The organism is Flavobacterium sp. FlaQc-47 (assembly GCF_044006475.1).
GTDB lineage: Bacteria > Bacteroidota > Bacteroidia > Flavobacteriales > Flavobacteriaceae > Flavobacterium.
The window spans coordinates 641,723-659,186 of the sequence record NZ_JBIPCQ010000001.1 but is presented as its reverse complement, the minus strand read 5'-3'; the positions used below and the strand labels follow the sequence as shown (position 1 = coordinate 659,186).

Annotated in this window: 14 protein-coding genes; all 14 read right to left on the bottom strand. The window is 31.5% G+C overall.

All coding sequences use genetic code 11. From position 1 onward, the window contains the following. Positions 1-24: 24 nt before the first annotated feature. The 14 genes from ACHRVX_RS02680 to ACHRVX_RS02615 all read right to left on the bottom strand — a co-directional run bounded on the left by ACHRVX_RS02680 (position 25) and on the right by ACHRVX_RS02615 (position 17,462). Positions 25-2,481, bottom strand: a complete 2,457-nt coding sequence (locus ACHRVX_RS02680; protein ID WP_395328829.1) for a hypothetical protein — start codon at positions 2,479-2,481, stop codon at positions 25-27. Positions 2,482-2,487: 6 nt separating this feature from the next. Further along, positions 2,488-3,831 (bottom strand): PKD domain-containing protein, encoded by a 1,344-nt coding sequence (locus ACHRVX_RS02675; RefSeq protein WP_395328826.1) that lies wholly within the window; start codon positions 3,829-3,831, stop codon positions 2,488-2,490. A gap of 73 nt (positions 3,832-3,904) precedes the next feature. Next, the gene (locus tag ACHRVX_RS02670; protein ID WP_395328823.1) at positions 3,905-5,218 is read right to left on the bottom strand and encodes an IPT/TIG domain-containing protein; all 1,314 of its coding nucleotides are present in this window, start codon (positions 5,216-5,218) and stop codon (positions 3,905-3,907) included. A gap of 21 nt (positions 5,219-5,239) precedes the next feature. Continuing rightward, positions 5,240-6,088 (bottom strand): hypothetical protein, encoded by an 849-nt coding sequence (locus ACHRVX_RS02665; RefSeq protein WP_395328821.1) that lies wholly within the window; start codon positions 6,086-6,088, stop codon positions 5,240-5,242. 197 nt (positions 6,089-6,285) lie between these two features. Continuing rightward, positions 6,286-6,681 carry a hypothetical protein gene (locus ACHRVX_RS02660; protein WP_395328819.1) on the bottom strand — a complete coding sequence of 132 codons (396 nt, stop codon included), beginning with the start codon at positions 6,679-6,681 and terminating at the stop codon, positions 6,286-6,288. Next, a complete protein-coding gene (locus tag ACHRVX_RS02655) occupies positions 6,659-7,042 on the bottom strand; it encodes a hypothetical protein (protein ID WP_395328817.1) in 384 nt (127 codons plus the stop codon). The genes ACHRVX_RS02660 and ACHRVX_RS02655 overlap by 23 nt, the downstream gene beginning before the upstream one ends. Before the next feature lie 65 nt (positions 7,043-7,107). Continuing rightward, positions 7,108-7,569: a hypothetical protein gene (locus tag ACHRVX_RS02650; RefSeq protein ID WP_395328815.1), complete on the bottom strand. Its 462-nt coding sequence runs from the start codon at positions 7,567-7,569 to the stop codon at positions 7,108-7,110. 437 nt (positions 7,570-8,006) lie between these two features. Then, positions 8,007-8,543: a hypothetical protein gene (locus tag ACHRVX_RS02645; RefSeq protein WP_395328813.1), complete on the bottom strand. Its 537-nt coding sequence runs from the start codon at positions 8,541-8,543 to the stop codon at positions 8,007-8,009. 619 nt (positions 8,544-9,162) lie between these two features. Continuing rightward, complete coding sequence (locus ACHRVX_RS02640; protein ID WP_395328810.1) at positions 9,163-9,588, bottom strand: hypothetical protein; 426 nt, start codon at positions 9,586-9,588, stop codon at positions 9,163-9,165. 336 nt (positions 9,589-9,924) lie between these two features. Then, positions 9,925-10,521 carry a hypothetical protein gene (locus ACHRVX_RS02635; protein WP_395328807.1) on the bottom strand — a complete coding sequence of 199 codons (597 nt, stop codon included), beginning with the start codon at positions 10,519-10,521 and terminating at the stop codon, positions 9,925-9,927. 71 nt (positions 10,522-10,592) lie between these two features. Then, positions 10,593-11,024, bottom strand: coding sequence for a hypothetical protein (locus ACHRVX_RS02630; RefSeq protein WP_395328804.1), 432 nt, complete (start codon positions 11,022-11,024; stop codon positions 10,593-10,595). Between the two features lie 3 nt (positions 11,025-11,027). After that, on the bottom strand, positions 11,028-11,753 hold the full coding sequence (locus ACHRVX_RS02625) for a hypothetical protein (RefSeq protein ID WP_395328803.1): 726 nt from the start codon (positions 11,751-11,753) through the stop codon (positions 11,028-11,030). Positions 11,754-11,757: 4 nt separating this feature from the next. After that, on the bottom strand, positions 11,758-12,279 hold the full coding sequence (locus tag ACHRVX_RS02620; protein ID WP_395328800.1) for a hypothetical protein: 522 nt from the start codon (positions 12,277-12,279) through the stop codon (positions 11,758-11,760). Then, complete coding sequence (locus ACHRVX_RS02615) at positions 12,276-17,462, bottom strand: fibronectin type III domain-containing protein (RefSeq protein ID WP_395328797.1); 5,187 nt, start codon at positions 17,460-17,462, stop codon at positions 12,276-12,278. The genes ACHRVX_RS02620 and ACHRVX_RS02615 overlap by 4 nt, the downstream gene beginning before the upstream one ends. Between the last annotated feature and the right edge of the window lie 2 nt (positions 17,463-17,464).

Genomic DNA, 17,464 nt, shown 5'->3' with positions numbered 1-17,464 from the left:
TTCAAGAATTATACTTTGTGATCATTAATTATTCTTTAAATATTTAAATTCAACCTCATCATCTTTAACATTTTTAATGGCTAAATCATGATAATACGGAATTAGTTTTATTTTTAATTCTTCTACTATTTCTGTATCTGTTTTTTTGTCTTTCATCATTTTAAAGAAGTGGCTTAACTCCTGGTTATTAAAATTTGAAAGGTTCTCATTTTTATGAATTTCATCTGCCGGAGTATTGGACAAAGTCGAAATCTCATTAATCATCCATCGGTGTACTAATAAAGGCTGTAACTTTTTATTTTTTCTTTCAACTAATTTTAGATAGGAATTATAGCTGGTTTTATTGGTTACATCCTTTTCATTTACGCCGTGCATTTTATGTTTGTTTACTCTTCCCAAAGCCATTACATAATCATTTTCGAATCCTTCATCTTTACGAATCATTTCTTCTCGTAAACTTTGTACCGTTTCCAGAATATATTGGTTATATCGGTCTAAAATGTCATTATTTAAATCGTATGCTTTTAAATAATTCAATGCTTTTTCTTCAAAGCTTTTATCATCAGGAGTCAGCGTTGTCAGGGTCAATAAATGTTGCAATTCATCTGAATCTTCTTTTGGCATTGGTCGCAATGCAAGTTGAAGATCCTGTAATTGCTTTATGATTTCGTTTCTTGTTCCTTCGTAAGTTTTGTCCTTATGTTTTATTTTTAAAATAGGATCTGATGCGATTTTTTCTTCTTTTTTAGGTTCTTTTTTAGCTGGCAATTTTAATTTGTCAATGGAATACGAATAATTTAATGTAGCGGTCAAATCATTAAATTTCTTGGCATTAGAACTGTTTCTGAACATTGAAATAATACTCATATTAAAATTATGCTGTTCCAGCAATACATAACTATTATTGAACTTTACTCCAAAAACTGAACTTGTATTTGTATTTCCCTGAGAGCTATTGTACAGAAGTCCTACATTAGTATTCAGCTTGTCTTTGAATAACTTTTTTGAAGCTCCAACTGAGGCTCCTATTGATGAATTGTCATTTTGACTTACTTCATTACTCGTATAATTAAGCGAGCTGTTTAAGCCAATTTTAGTTTGTAAAAAATTAACCGAATGTGCCAAATTGTAATTTTGAACTGTACTTGCCTGTCCTCTTCTAATTACGCCTCCCTGCTCATTTGCCTGTCCTGCAATACTGTAATTGAAATTTAAATTCTGATTTCTCTTTTTTCCAAAAGAGTATGACATATTCATGTTGGCATTCTGCGACAATTGTCTGTATTCTAACGTGTCAGCCTGCACAACGTTTGGATTATTAATGAGTTCAAACTGATCTAATTTTTTATTGGTGTAAGTTGAAAAATTAGAATAACTCCCCGTAAAATTAATTTGGTCTGTTACTCTGTAATTCATATTTATGGAACCCACTACTCGTTTCGTATCCTGCTTTTTTGCTTTTGCAAGATCATCTCTCTGATATCCTAAACTTGTCGAAACAGTAATTTTATCCTGATAAAACGGACGGGCAAATCGCAATGCAATATTTTCTAAATCATTATTAAAATACAATGCTCCTAATGTGTTATAATTAGGGTCAATGCGCTCGTATGTCAATCCTATAATACTTTTTTGAATATTATAATCAAAGTTGACATTCACAGCGTTCATATAACTGGTGCTTTCTTTGCCGGCAAATAATTTATCCCTGAAATTTCCTCCTGAAAGACTTTTACTTCTCGTATCATCCGTTAAAACAGATAAAGCGTACTCAACATTTAAATTTAAATTCTTAATCAAAGAGGTACTAAAAATCAAACTGTTTACAAAGTTTTCTTTTGGAGTGACTCCCTGATTATTGATTAAGTTTAATGAATTCACATTATCTTTTGCATAAAAACCAATCCATCCAATCTTATATTGCTGCTGCTCAAAACCTATTTTAGCTCCATAACCATTACGCTGATACACCGGAATTCCTCCCATTGCCTCGTCACCTTCTACTGCTTTTAGCAATTGTCCGCCCATTAAGGTTATTTTAAAGGGGCTTTGCGGAGTAAGTTCTAATCCAACTCCCTTAAACGGAAAACCACTTAATGTATAAGGCGAAAACGTCATACTTACATTCCCTATATAGGCTTTTACCCACTTGTATTTAGGCATAATACTTAATCTGTTAAAATCAAATGGGGCGGTATAGCCTAAATTTTCTCCCTGATTGGTAATGCTGTAAAACAACGGAACACTAAAATTAAAAGCACTAATATTCAAATTCCCCGAAAGCAAATAAGTAAAAGGCTCACGTGCATTGGGCATACTTGAAGTATAATACATCATATTTGCATTTACATTACCTGTAACTTTAAAATTTGGTTTGTAAAAATTCTCTAAATCTACATCTTGCGCATATCCCTTCCTGCAAATACAACAGGCAAAAACAATGCATAACCACAACAAGATTTTTTTATTCTCTATCTTCATTACCGGTTATTGTTTTTGTACTTTGATATCGCATAAAATATAAGAACTAGTTCCGTTCTTTACCATATCCTTAATTTTGATGGCTCCTTTTCTTCCGTCCTGTGTTTTAAATAATATAATCCTTGGATAAACAAAACCGAATTCCTGTGCTCCTGCTGCGCTGTAATTTATATTTAATGATTTTATCGGATTATCGTTTACCATAGCGTCAAACTGTGCTTCGGTAAAATTTAAACCACAATTACATAAATTCTGAGAGTTTATAAAAATGGTACTTTGTGCATTTTTCAGTTCTAAAAAGCCATAATTATTCGCCTGATCCGGTGATATAAATCTATTGTTGGTGAAATTGTTATTTAACCCCTGAAAAACAATATCAATCAAACTGCTGTTCTGATCGTTAATTTCATTTGCTTTATAAACCTGTCTTGTTACGGTCGAGAACATTGCACCAATATTGTTATTATTATGTGCCTGGTTTATTCCCAATTTAACGTTCGTTAAAATGCGCAAATTAGTATCCGGTAAAACGGTAATGGCAGCTTTATAAATTTGGCTGGTTTTATCATTAAAAGCTTCTAATGTAACTTCATGATTCCCGGCATTTGTAAAAACTACTACAGGATTTTCTTCTGTTGAAGTTGCGGGAGTTCCGCCTTCAAAAGTCCATTTGTAACTTGTGGCACTAATTGATTTATTAGTAAAATTAATCGTTACCGGCGCTTCATAATCATCGTCTTCAAACTTAGGCTCATACGAAAATAAGCTTACTAAATAAGGTGCAACCGTTATAGTCTGCGTTTGTTTATCTGATTCAAAACCATTAGAAACCGTTAGGGTAATCGTATGATCTCCGGGAGTTGTAAATACAACATTCGGCGGTGTTTTCCCTGTAAAAGCTGCTGGCATTCCGTCCTGAAAATCCCATTTAAAAGTTAATCCTTCTCCAACAGTTGTGTTCTTTAAAACAACCTCAAGAGGAGAATAATTACTTTTAATGATTTCATGCGTAAATTGAATATTAAGTCCTTCTTTTATTACTACTGTTTTACTAAATTCATTACTCTCGCCGTCTACATTTGTAGCGGTTAATTTTATGGTATAGGTACCTTGTTTGTTATACAATATTTCACCCGGATTTTTTTGAGAGGAACTTGACGGATTTCCTCCTTCAAATGTCCATTCGTATTGATCTGCACCGGTAATTTTATTGTCGATTTTGATAATAACAGGAATCGATTCGTCGTCGTTAGTATACGACGTCGTAAAATCACCTTCTATGGCTATAGAAGTTTCCTGATAACATGAGGTAATAACAATAAATAAGAGTAAGAGTAAAGTTTTTTTCATTCAGTTTATTTTAAAACATTACAGCTTTTAAGGCTGTAATGTTTTTTTAATCTTTTTATTTTCCTGCTAAAAATTATAAATAGCGTTTGATTATCTTGTCTTTAGAAAAAGCCCAAACAACATTGTTTTTGTAGGAGATATTTCCAATAGTTTGGTCGTGCGTATAGTCTAAAGTCCAGGTAGTACCACCATTTGTTGTTTTATAGATTTTATTGTCTAAAATCGCCCAACCTGTATTTACATCTTTAAAAGTGAACTTCGAGAACATTTCACCATCATAAATCTGGCTCCAGGAATCGCCACCATTGTTCGTTTTAAATAGTTTAACATCTAATAAAGCATTGTAGTAATGATTAATTAAAAGAAAACCATTTTGCTTATCAACAAAGGAAATCTCTCTCGCATAATAACCCGGCGCTTCATTAACAAAAGGATATTCTTTCCATCCATCTGTTGTATTATTTTTGAATAAAATAAAAGGTCGTTCAAGATTAAAGCCGTCTTTATCTTTAATCTTTTTATAACCAATTACCCACATGTGGTCATTATCAATTTTTGTTGATTGAAAGAGATTAGCGGTATCATCTCCCAGTTCATAAACTTTTGTAAAATCAACGCCGTTAGATGTTGTGAAAACTCTTCCTTTTTGTGTAACAACTGTTCCGTCTTTCATATTGTCATCTACGTAGATGCAATAATAAACTTCGGTAGTATTTTCTATATTGGCAAATATATTATTGCCTAAATCTCCACCTGCTTTAATTTTGGTCATTCTGGTAAGTTCAGTTGAACTAGCCCATCCTTCATCGTTTTTAGTAGCGTGAGCCTCTAAACTAAAACCACCTCTCGCCCATTGACCCCATGTAATACCTCCATCAAAAGTTCTTAGACTCCCTGCTATATACACTATCTTGTCATTAATCATTTGAATATTGCCTCGTGCAACATCATATTGTGCTGTATTTTCCTGAGCTACCCACTCTGTCAAAGAATGAACAGGAAGAATCCCTATATTCCCCTCGTAATCGTTTTTTATTTCATTACTTATCGTTCTGTTCTCTATTGTAAGCTGCAATTTTGGCAGGACTTTTTCTGTTTTAGGTATTGTAAACTTAATTTCAGTAGCTGTTGCCGAAACAATTGTGGCTGCAACGCCATCAAAAGTAATTTTGGTATCGCTTACTTTTTCAGAAAAATTCTCCCCATATATACTAACTGTTTCTCCAGTTTCGCCTGAGTTTTTAGAATACGACGTTAATTTTGCTGTTTTTATCACAACAACCGGTGGTTCTTCCGGGGTCACTGCTGGCTCACTCTCCGGACCTGAACAGCCATTAAACACTATAAAAAGTTGCAACACTGCTACTAATAAAATTCTCTTTTTCATTTTCTTTATTTATATTTTAATTTATTTTTTGTTCTCTAAATTTGGACTTCCTAAGCTGTAGCCGTTTCCAACAAGTACACGTACAACATTCATAGCCGTGATATCTTTACTCATTTTATATCCTATAGGATTTCCTCTATTATCAAAAGTGGCTTTAAATACTTTATTGTCCCATGTAATCAATTCCTGATTTAAAAATTTGTCATAACCTGAAACCATTGCCGATTTTGCATACCAGGTTGCTATCAATCGATTGTCTAAATCTAAAACATCGTATTTTAATTCTCCATTTGTAAATGGTGATGTCATTCTGATAAAACCGATCGCTTTATCGTTTGGATCTATATTTTTTGCTTTTATACTGTAAATAACACCATTATCATCAATTGCTAACTGATACGTATCTGCCAGACGGCTTGCATTATCGATATCACCCTGAACTCCTAAACGTTTTGCAGCTATACCGGCTGATTCTCCATTTAGAAAATTTTCTATTGCCTCAATATTTAAACCATCAGCCGTGAAATAACCTCTATCCATTAATTCATAGATAATGCTTCTGTCATAATTAAAAGCACTGAATTTTCTACTCTTATTTTTAAAATCTATTTCATTCGTTTTTCCTGTGGTTTCGTTTTTTATCTCTATCCATGGTAGCTTCATTGAATCCTCATTAGGAGCATTTTTTAATTCTGCTGTAATAGAGGAACTTTTATCTAAACTATATATTTTAAAAACCGGCTTTTTACCTTCTACATAACCTATTGTCTTTTCATCTAGTTTTATTTCTCCTTTGTCTATCTTAATTTTTTGTGCAAAACTGCAAATGCTGATTAGCATTATTAGTACGGTTAAAACATTTTTTTTCATGTGTTTTTTTTATTTTTTTTATTGATTTTATTCATATTTATTTTTAAGGCTTTTTTCGAAAAAACTTAAATCTTTCTTTTAGTATTTAATATTCTTGTTTTTAGAGAATCATACATCTAGTATGAATAAAGATGAATGATTTTTTTAGTTCATCTTTATTATTTAAGCCAATAAAATTCATATTCAATTATTTTAAATTACATTTTATTGTCTTTTTCATCATATCCAGGTGGCCAAATACCATATTTATCTTTAAATTGTCTTGGTGTTTCTGGCTCTCCCATATTACCATAAAAACCAAGTGGGTCAAAATTTTCATAGAACCTTTTACGTTGTTCTTCTTCCTCTTTTTTTGCTTCTTCAGTCATAGAATCTTTTTTTGCCTTTTCTTGTTGATCCTGAATTTCAATTTTCTTATCCATTACTAATCTAAGATTTGATGGGGATAATAAATCAAATATCTCACGCCATTCTTGAGATTGAGGTACTTCATTAGCCATAAGCGCAAGAATATTAATAGTCTGCTCCGTTAAAACACTTGGCAATTCTTTTGGATTTATTCTTTTTAAATTATATTTTATTGTCTTTTTCATCAGATCCAGGTGGCCAAATACCATATTTATCCTTATACTGTTGCGGTGTCTCAGGTTCTCCCAAATTGCCGTAGAATTCCTTAGGATCAGCATTTTTCACAAATTCATCCCATTCTTCTTTTTCTTTCTTTTTTTGCTCCTCACTTTTACAATCTTCTTTAGCTTGTTCGGTCGCTTTTTTGATTATTCGAACCTTATCTAAAATTTTCATTAATAGAGGCAGATCATTTTCACTTAAATGAACAGAAATATCTCTCCAATCAAATGTTTGCTTCGAATCTTCTAATGCCATTTCAACTAAAATATTAAATATTTCTTCAGGAATAACTTCAGGAAGTTCATTAATTTTGATTCGTTTCATCTTACAATATTTCTATAAAGTCAACATAATATGCTTTCATCCCGTCCATAGTTGTATCCGTTCCGTTATCTTATATATTTTTTATTTATTAAATCTATTTGGTATTTAGTGTATACTTGATTTGATGCTATCCAGTAATCTTCCATTTTTCTGAGAATATTTGCACAATCGCTTTCTGAATGGTGAACATTTAAAACTAAATCATACTCTTTTAACGATTTAAATAAATGAAATTCCCCCTTACTTTGTTGCCATCCATTATAATAAGAATAACTATCCCAAAATGAACTTAAACATTGTGCATATTTTTGTAGATATCTAGGAAGATATAGTTCTTCACTATTGAATTGATTCTCTTCAAACAACCTCTCTACCTTTTCTATATATTCTAATGTAAGATTTCTATTCAATGACATTCTTCGAAGATCTTGGATACCTATATAAGCATCTTTTAAAAGGTTTTCTATTTTTTGTTCCGATTCCTTACTCGGAATAAGAAGTTGATTTATTATTTCTAATGTTATCATTATTTTGTAAATTCTATAAGTACTAGATTATCATTATCAGTTATTACATTTACTTTGGTAATCCTTGTTTATATGCTTGTTTACCTGTCCACGTTTCAAAAGCAGCCTTTTGATGTTTTATCTTATTTAACTTACCATCTTTAAATGCTTTAAAATTATCTGATATACCACCTGCTGACGCGAGCATCTTGCTCGTGCAAACGATCTAAATCACTTATATTTATCTCTAAACAGCCTAGTCATAGTTTACTCACCTTTTAAACTATGTTCCCGATTTACCAGATTGGTAAACAAACTTTTAAAAGACTAAATTTCAATGAACGTATATTATTTTTTTCATTTAGCATTTGCGAACTTTCTTTGAGATCACGAGCAAGATGCTCGCGCCAGCAGGAGCCCACTATGTAAAATCTCCCTAATGTTGTACTTATTCAATCTTATAAATTATCATTAAATATTTCCTCTCTTGCAAATTCTCTTCCCAAACCATTATTTTCACTTATTGAAAATTTTTCAAACAATTTAATATTTGGCAATGACATATTGTTTTTCATCATTAAATCAATAATTTCTTGCAATAAAGGTAAAGTTGCTTCTTTCAAATCATTGCTATCAATATTAACAAAAACATTAGTTTTTCCTAATTCGTATATTAAATCAATTATATCAAGGACATACTTATTACATTGTTTATAATAATTTTGTAATATATCATGTACTTTTTTTGAAAAGTAATTATAGTCCTTTATCAAATAATCTACTTCCTCTGACACTACGAAAGGAATCAATTCTTTTATTTGCAACTCCCATAATGCAATATTATCAGATGTAAAATGCCACAACTGTTGTAATAGTAATTTTTCACAATCATTACTAATCCTCAAATTTTGGCAATTAATAGAATTCTCTAAACAATTTATTGAAAAAGCTACGCGACCTCTTGTTGAAATATCTATAAATTCTTTTGCTTTCATATTATTGACTTGTTACATACATTCCTTTAAAAATGTCTTGACATTCAGAACACTGAATTATATCGAACATCTTTCCTTCTTTGTTAATATTAATTGTGTGAATTTGAATATCATCCCATTTTGCCCCCTGCTGACGCAAGCATCTTGCTCGTGCAAACGATCTAAATCACTTATATTTATCTCTAGACAGCCTAGTCATAGTTTACTCACGTTTTAAACTATGTTCCCGATTTACCAGATTGGTAACAAACTTTTAAAAGACTAAATTTCAATGAACCTATATTATTTTTTCCCTTTAGCATTTGCGAACTTTCTTTAAGATCACGAGCAAGATGCTCGCGCCAGCAGGACATTTTTCATTATATTCTACTTTCGAAATAAAATTGGTTATCCGTTCTTAATAATGAATATCCATTGAAAAAAAATTCAAAATCATCTTCTCCGTTTCCAAATCTTTTCGTAACCCATATTTTTACTGTTCCATTTTTTCGCAAAGAATTTTCTCTTGACGAAAAATCAAGTTTGCATTTAATGATGCAAATGCTACATTCTTAAATGTTTTTTCTTGAGATTCAAATTGAGTGTATATAATAGCTAAACTCATTATTTCAAAATAGTTTTAAATCATCCTGTTTAATCTTTCTAGATCATACAAATCTGTTTCATCAATCAATAGATAATTATCAGGATGAAGTTTTAAATATTCTTTTGCAAACTCAAAAAGCAATCTTTTACACCTAACTTTATCTGCTGAAAATAATGAGATTAATCGTTTATTCTCAACAACATTCAAAACAACACAGGGATTTTCCTCGTCAGGATATATAAGATATTTTTCATATGTATCTATATTATTCTCTAAAAAATTAATATTTTCTTCTATTCTTTCATTGTTAATAGTATATATCTTTGTTATATTAAAACTTTTACTATTCCTGCAAAGAATAGATTCTATATTTTTTAAATTATATGCACTCATTTTAATATCTAAATATATTTGTTCTTTTGAAGCTATTTTCTCTGATAAAAATTGTATATACGCCATTATTTTAATAATTTTTTAAGTTCTTCTAATGAATTTGCGAAATCAATACCACTAGCTTTTAATTCATCTATATAACTTATCTGATGGAAATAATTCCCCTGCTGACGCGAGCATCTTGCTCGTGCAAACGATCTAAATCACTTATATTTATCTCTAAACTTTACTTACCTTCTTCTAAACTATCTTCCCGATTTACCAAATTGGTAAACAAACTTTTAAAAGACTAAATTTCAATGAACGTATATTATTTTTTTCATTTAGCATTTGCGAACTTTCTTTGAGATCACGAGCAAGATGCTCTCGCCAGCAGGAGAAAATATATCCGCGCCATATCAGTTATAACTTATTTTGTCCTTCGTATCTAATTAATAAATCTGAATGACTTACTGATGGTTCGAAAATTAAATTTGTTTGAATATATTCTTTCATTTTTACTATATCAACAAACACTTCCAATTCATAAAAATTTACAATATCCTCTATTAATTCTCGTTCGTTATAGAAAAAAAGTGATTCACCATAAAATTTTAAATAATTTAAAAATTCTTTTTTTTCTATTTCATGGATGTTGATTTCATTAAAAATAAACTCAAATGGAGAAACTCCTATAATTGCATTAAGTAAAAAAATATCAAAGTAAGAACCTGTATTTATTTCTTTTCTATTTCCTTCTTCAAACTTTATTTTTCTTGGGAACATTTCTATTATTAATTTCTTCCAATTAACTCCATTAAAGTTTCTCCATAAAAGTGTATATGTTAAACACACTTCCATATTATAACTTTTATCATAATTTTTAAATGAAAAAACTAATAAATTAATTTTTTGATCAATAGATAACATCTCTATTTTTCCTTTCATAATTTCATCACTCCTGAATTTATTTAAGGGGGCTGCCGTATAAAGTTGTTTTGCTAATTCAATTTCATCCATAATTATTCAGTATTTTATTTCTAATAAAATTTTCATCATTTTTCATATAAAATTTTCTAAAATTTGATTTACTATATTGAACTATTCGGATCATTTAATTTTTGCCACTCACTAAAACCTCTGTGATTTTCTGTAAATAATAAATAATAAGGACTTTCATTCTTCAATAAAGCATTATGTATATTGATTAAGAAAATAATTTTATTATCAAACCCTGTTTGGCAAAGCAACAAATCTTTCTTTTTATAAGTTTTAGTTATAAAAAGGTTAATCTCTTGATGAAATTTATTATACTCTGGATTCTTTGAGTGTCTAGAATTTCTTTCTTCAATTAATTTTTCCAATAACTTCTCAATCTGATAAACACTGAAATCTATTAATTGATGGGCTTTCTGATCATCGAAAGCTGAACTAATTTTTTTTAATATCGCATATCTTTCAGATATTATTTTCCCAAATTCAACAGCCTCATTTTTAATATTTAAAATATAAAAGAATCTCATTATTTACATTTTAGGGTTAAAATAGATAATAACTTCATTTGGTGTGTTTTTTATTACTTCAACATTTCCATCAAAATTATTTGCTTTAAGAATTTTACCTGTTGGCGTTTCAAAAACAGCTAGTTCAGCAGATAATCCATCTTGCAACTTTTGCTTAAAAATGGTAAGATTTATCGATTCATTTCCCGTATAAATATCTGATGATTTCCACCACCCCTTTACTTTCGATGGAGCATAATCTTCAATTGCCTGTTTAAATATGACCGAACCGATTCCTTGTCCTTGCAATTTTTCAGGAATATTTAAATGAAACTCTAAAATATTATTGTTAGAAAAAGCTACACCAACTTGTTCTCTATAAGCTTGATATGTAACATTAACATCATAATATGTTGCGTGATTTCCATGAAAATCACCATCGTGCTCATCTATTTTTGTCCATAGCTTTTCAATTTTTCCTCCACTTTGCAAGCTTTTCCATTTCGTATATCCTCCGGCTTTTTCAATAGCTTCTAAGTTTTGGGAAACTAAGCTTAACTCACTAATGTCTGTGCGCAAGGTTGGAGCATTTTCAGCTAAAACCTGCCAAGCCTTAAAACCTGATTTTTCATTAACGAGCGTTTTAAATTCTTTACTATTTTTTGCTAAATCTTCCACCAATACCTTAAGACATTGTGAATAAGAAAAGCAGGACTGCAATACAAAAAACAGAATTATTATTTTTTTCATGATACTAAAGTTTAATCTCTTTTTCTTCATCTTCGTAATTGCTTAAATTTTTAAACTTTATCATAAATTTTTCATCCAATAAATAAATATCTTTCAACACAACACTTCCAAATTCGAATGAAATGTGCATAATAGCACCGCTCTCTAAATTGATTTTATAAACACTTCTTTCATGAAGGATAATCAAATTATTATCAAAAAAATAATTTCTCACAAAATCATTATTTTGAGGTTCTATAGGTGATTTATACTCTTTGAATTCTTTAGAATCTGTCTCATATATTATAGGATTATATTTTGGGATGTAAATATATTTTCCATTCTCTGATTCCATTTTAAAATGGTCCAGATTTACGAAAAGCCCTTCGAATTCACACTGCAACAATTGAATATCGATTTTTTGGTTATTGACAAGAAAATCAAATTTCCAAAACATTCGACCATAATTAAGTTCTTCTAATTCTGTTGCAATAATTTCTGTGTTACTTTTTAAAGCTTTATATAGGTGTTGACTATCTAATTTCATAAACAGGGTTTTTTAATATTATTTTTTCTAAAAATCTCGAAAGCAGTTACCATTTCATCTAATTTTCCTGCTTTCTGAGCATCTTTGAAATCTGTAAGTACTTTAGAAGATGCATTTATGTAATCTACTAAATCATCAGAAACATCTAAAGGCAATTTATTAAACACATCTTGCAAGTCGGTTATTACTCCTTTTCCTTCTACAACACAGTTTCTCCATTTACCATTTATAAATACTTTCGCTTCTAAATTTTTAAAGAATTCGGGATCAAGAGTATGCAATTTCTTTGAAAATTCTATTTGTTCTCCCGCCAAATTCATTTGCTTTTTAAACCATGGTGCCACATCCCCTATCTTTAGTTCTAAATCTACCGCTTTGTCACTCATTTGGAAAACAAAATAATACATTCCTTCACTTATTTTATCACTCAGCATTCTGGAATCATAAGTATAAACTAAATCATCTATTCCTTCACCATTTTTCAAAATTGGGCTTCCAAATCCTCCCCCTAAACTTGATTCTTTTTGGAATCTATCTATTCTAAATTTGTATTTATTTGCACTAACTATTTCATTTATTTTTGCAAAACCACTGTAAGGAGGCCAGTTAATTCCACTATAATGGTTAAGGTCATTATTCTTGAATAAATCGTAGAGTTCATCCCATTTATTTTCTCCCCATAATTTATAAGCTTCTTCTGCTATTTCTGCTTTAGCGCCACCGGCAAAATCACCTACACTATTTGTAAAATCCTTAAATTTTACATTTTTATAAACCATGTCCCCTAGCTTGTCAACAAATCCAAGAACTTTCCAAACATCTTCTTGTTCTGTAATTAATTTTCGCTCTGCAGACGACAAGTTATCAATATTCGTTGTAAGGCTTCTCCATTCAGCATACTGTGCGACTAATAAGCTCCTAATACCCTTACTTTGTTTAAGTAAAGTTTTGGTTGTAGCCGGTAAGCTAGATACAAACTTATACCCGCCTACAGCGACATTTTTGACTCCAATAACTCCCATACCAATATTGTATGCACTAATGGCTTTACCTAAAGTACTTTTAGGATCTACTGTTTCCGTATTTACTGCAATATTCCCAACAGATCCTGCTACTTCTGCTATCGCCCAGGCACGACGTACCCATGTTACCTTAGCAGCAAGAGCAGTACCTCCGCTAAGATAAATAGTAGCTATATCAAGTGCAGTAACCACGCCTTTCTCTATATAATCATTCCTAATCTTATCTTTTTGATACTTTAGAAAAATAGACGGAACTATATAATAATTATTCCCCAAATTGTTATCTCCTAAAGCTGTTTCTATTAATGGCAACTTACCTTCTTCAGGAATCAAAAATATAGGCGTAAGTGGGGATACTTCATCTACTACATCTTTACTAGATATAGTACCCGGACCTGCGGCGGTGTAGTTTGTAGTAGCATAGAAATCATAAATAGTAATATTACTTGTCTGATCATTATACTCAAAGGTATTACGCTTACTAGTATAGGTCTGTAACCATACTGACGACTTAAAATCACTATCGTATTCGATTTTATTAAGATTGATTACTCTCTTTGCATAATCATCATCTTCTTTTGGCCATCTACTTTCTATTGATTTAGGAGCCTGATTAAACATTGTAACTAATGCACCGATAAAGTTGGTGTAATTTTTCTTATCGGTTAAGAAATAGAGAGATGTATCATCGATCTCATCAATAAGTTTTTTTAGTACTTTGTTCGTGTCTTTTTCTAAAAATGTATAATAGTTTGCAAAGTAATCTGTTTTAATAGCACTCATCAAACGTAAAATTGCCAATTCAGAACGCTCTTTTATATCTGTTTGAGTAGCAACAATTTTAATAAGTGTTTCTATTTCTGTATATGTCAAATTTCTAAGTGCAGACATACATACATTATTAACAGAGGTGGCAACTTTTTCTCCATCTGTTAGCTTCATTGCCTCTTTTAATTCAACGATGCCGTCTTGTATTTGAGAAGACAAACAATCTTTTTGATCTCTTGCTAATAGCTCTTGAGCAAAATTATTATTACAAGAAACATCTTTGATGTCTAAAGGAGAGGGTTTCCAGTCTGCATCTGTAAAACTTTTTATTTTATCTAAGACTCGTGTGTTAGTATCTGACACCTTTTCATCTTCTGAATTCCACTCAACTAATACATAATCATAAGTACATCCGTCTCCTCTAGATCTAAATAAATTAACTTTATTATTAATAGTTTTAGAAACTTTTTTGGTTACAATCTTTTCTACACCATTAGTAAAAGCTTTAGCAGTATTATTCCATTGATAGTCTTTATCATTATATTTAATAGTATTAATTGTATAATTTTTAGCTATTGCAATGGTAACCACTATTCTTTCATTATTAAAATAAAACTCATCTATAACTACTCCGCTTGGTGTTAAGGCTAAGTGAGCATACTTATTAAGTTCTCCACTAGCCTGACTTTGAAACGCATACAATTTAAATACAGGATCATTAATTTGTTTCCAGTCCTGATGATTTAAAACCGTTCCTGAACTATAATCCATCAATAAATCAGTACTTGATTCAGAAGTTTTATAAGTATCAAAAGGGTGTTCGAGTTTAAAAATACCGTGACCTAACTCGTGTGCAGGAGTTTTTTCTAATCCGGATTTAAATACATACCCAAACTGTCCGTTTAGTCGCATATAACCCTGTTGTCCGGTACTTGAAACTTTATCTGTTACAAATAGCACATAACTAGATTCTGTACTTTGGTACAAACTGTTTATGTTTTGCTGGTCTGTACTATAAGTAGAAGTAAGTGTGTTTTTCTCTGTTTTAATTGTATTTCCGGCAACTACACTACTTATATTTAGTACTCCTTCTTTTTTAAAGTTTATTTTAATTCCTACTTTATCATAGATGGACTTAGTGCTGGCAATAACGGCATCAAGCTTCTTTTCAGAGACGTCGTCTGTAGGAACCAAAGCAACATTCACCTCTTTTGGCGAAATATGTACCAGCATGAAAGCGCCAATTACCTGCCATTTTTTGCCTTGTTTTACGGTGGCTAATATTTGTTCTTCGGCATAACTTAAAGTTCCTTTTACTGTTAAAACAAAAACTTTATCGTTTCTTTTAAAGTCAATTTTTGCGCCATTTTGGGTTTTAAAAACAATACTGTCTAATTGTATATTGCTATCCGTAACATTTACCGTAGCTAATAAGGTATCAGTATCGCCATTTAAAACTGCTTTGTAAGGCAACGCTATATTCCCCACTTTTTTGTATAACTTTTGTAAAGCATCTGTTGCTTTTTCCGGCATTACATCAAACGCATATTTACTTTTATTTCCATTATTTGTATTTTCGTTGTTTGAAAATACAATACTAATTCCTTTAGCCGTAAATGCTGTTGCCTGACCGGTTTTATCTACACCATCTGTATTTTCCGGAGTTGGTTTACCTCCCTGGGCAAATTCAGTACCTTGATTACTGCCGTTTCCTGCACTGTCTACGTTATAAACTTTAGGCGGAATTTTATTTCCTTTTTCATCTACACCTCCACTATCTGTAATAACAGTATCTTTCCCGCCCGGAATGGTTACTTGTTGCCCATCTACACCATTGACAAGAATATCGCCATTGGCATTAATAACAATATCTTTTATAATAAACGGAACAGTTTCTTCGATTTGTCCGCCTTGACCTTCGCCCGTAAAATCTTCTACATCAGTAATATTTTTCCAGTCCGGATTATAGCTGGTTTCTACAACACCGCTTATTAATTGATAATCGGTATTGATTACGATGCTATTAAATTCAACTGCAATTTTAGTATCGGCTAAATAAGGCACAATAATATAACCTCGTCCTGAATAAGGGCTGTTTTCGCCTTTAAGTTCTAAAATCGTTACCGGAAAATCCCCTGCTTTAAAGGTTTCGCTTTGTATTAAATTAGTAAGCGGTTTTTGATTCTGAATATTAATTTCAGGTGTAATACCACAATTATATGCAGGTACACCATTCGTTTGTGTAGGTGTTGTAAATGTGCTGACTCCGGAATAGGTAAATGACTGAACTCCATCTGCTGCGGGATCACAACTTGATCCTACCCTAAACTGATAGGTAACGCCAGGCTCTAAATTGGTAATTAAACTTTGTGTGTTTAAACTGTTTGTAGAGAACCATTGCGCATTGCGAACATCCTGTTTTTTGTATTGTACCTGATAGCGGGTATGTTCCGGTGTTCCTTCCCACGTAATTTTTACACTTTTAGAATTCTGGGCTTCGCTTAACAAAAAGGTTGGCGCTGCACATGAAGCGGTGTATTTAAACGAATATATCTCGCTGTATCCGTCGTTTTTAAAGACCGCATTTTCTGAAAGTCCTGTTGTCGAAATCGCTCTTACCCTCCATGCATATCGCAAACCGGGAGTAAGAATGGGCATACTTAAATTATACAATAAAGCAGTCGAAAAAAGTGTTTCTTCATATAAAATGGGAGACATCTGGAACGCAAATTGTGGGTCTAATGTAGGATCTATAAGTTGTTTTAACTCAAATTTGTACGATACATTAGTGGCATTTATCTGGCGTGGTGTCCAGGTAAATAAAATATTAGGAAATTCTGTCGAAGCAATTTGTTCGTTTTTTTGCGGTGTATTTAATAACGGAGGATCGTTTAATATCAAATACAAACTGGCACAGCTTTTTTGTGAGATCTTTTGATTGGTTACAAAATCATACATCTCAAAACAAAAATTGTACATTCCTTCCGGTAAGCCATTCGCATATTGTGCAGGAGAAATTCCCTGCAGGTTTTCCAGCCTGAAAAGTGCTGCAATATCAGTATTGGTTAGCGTTTGTAATTCACCGCCATTAATAAAAATTGGTCGCTGCCCTTGTATAAAATCGCTGCTTTGTACATTAAGTCCGTTCCCTTGTATGTACAATTTTAAACGCACCTGCCTTTGTGCTATCGCAATATCTGTAGGATTGATGAGCAACTGCATTTTAGTATCCATGCTGGTGACATAATCAGATAATTTGACACTATACGGACTATTAAAAACCGGCGTTAACTGTACAGGATATAGCTGAGCGTATGCCCCCCAGCCAAAGCCTCCTAGCCCACAAAGGGGGAATAATATGAATAGTATTATATTTTTGAAAAGGTTCTTCATTT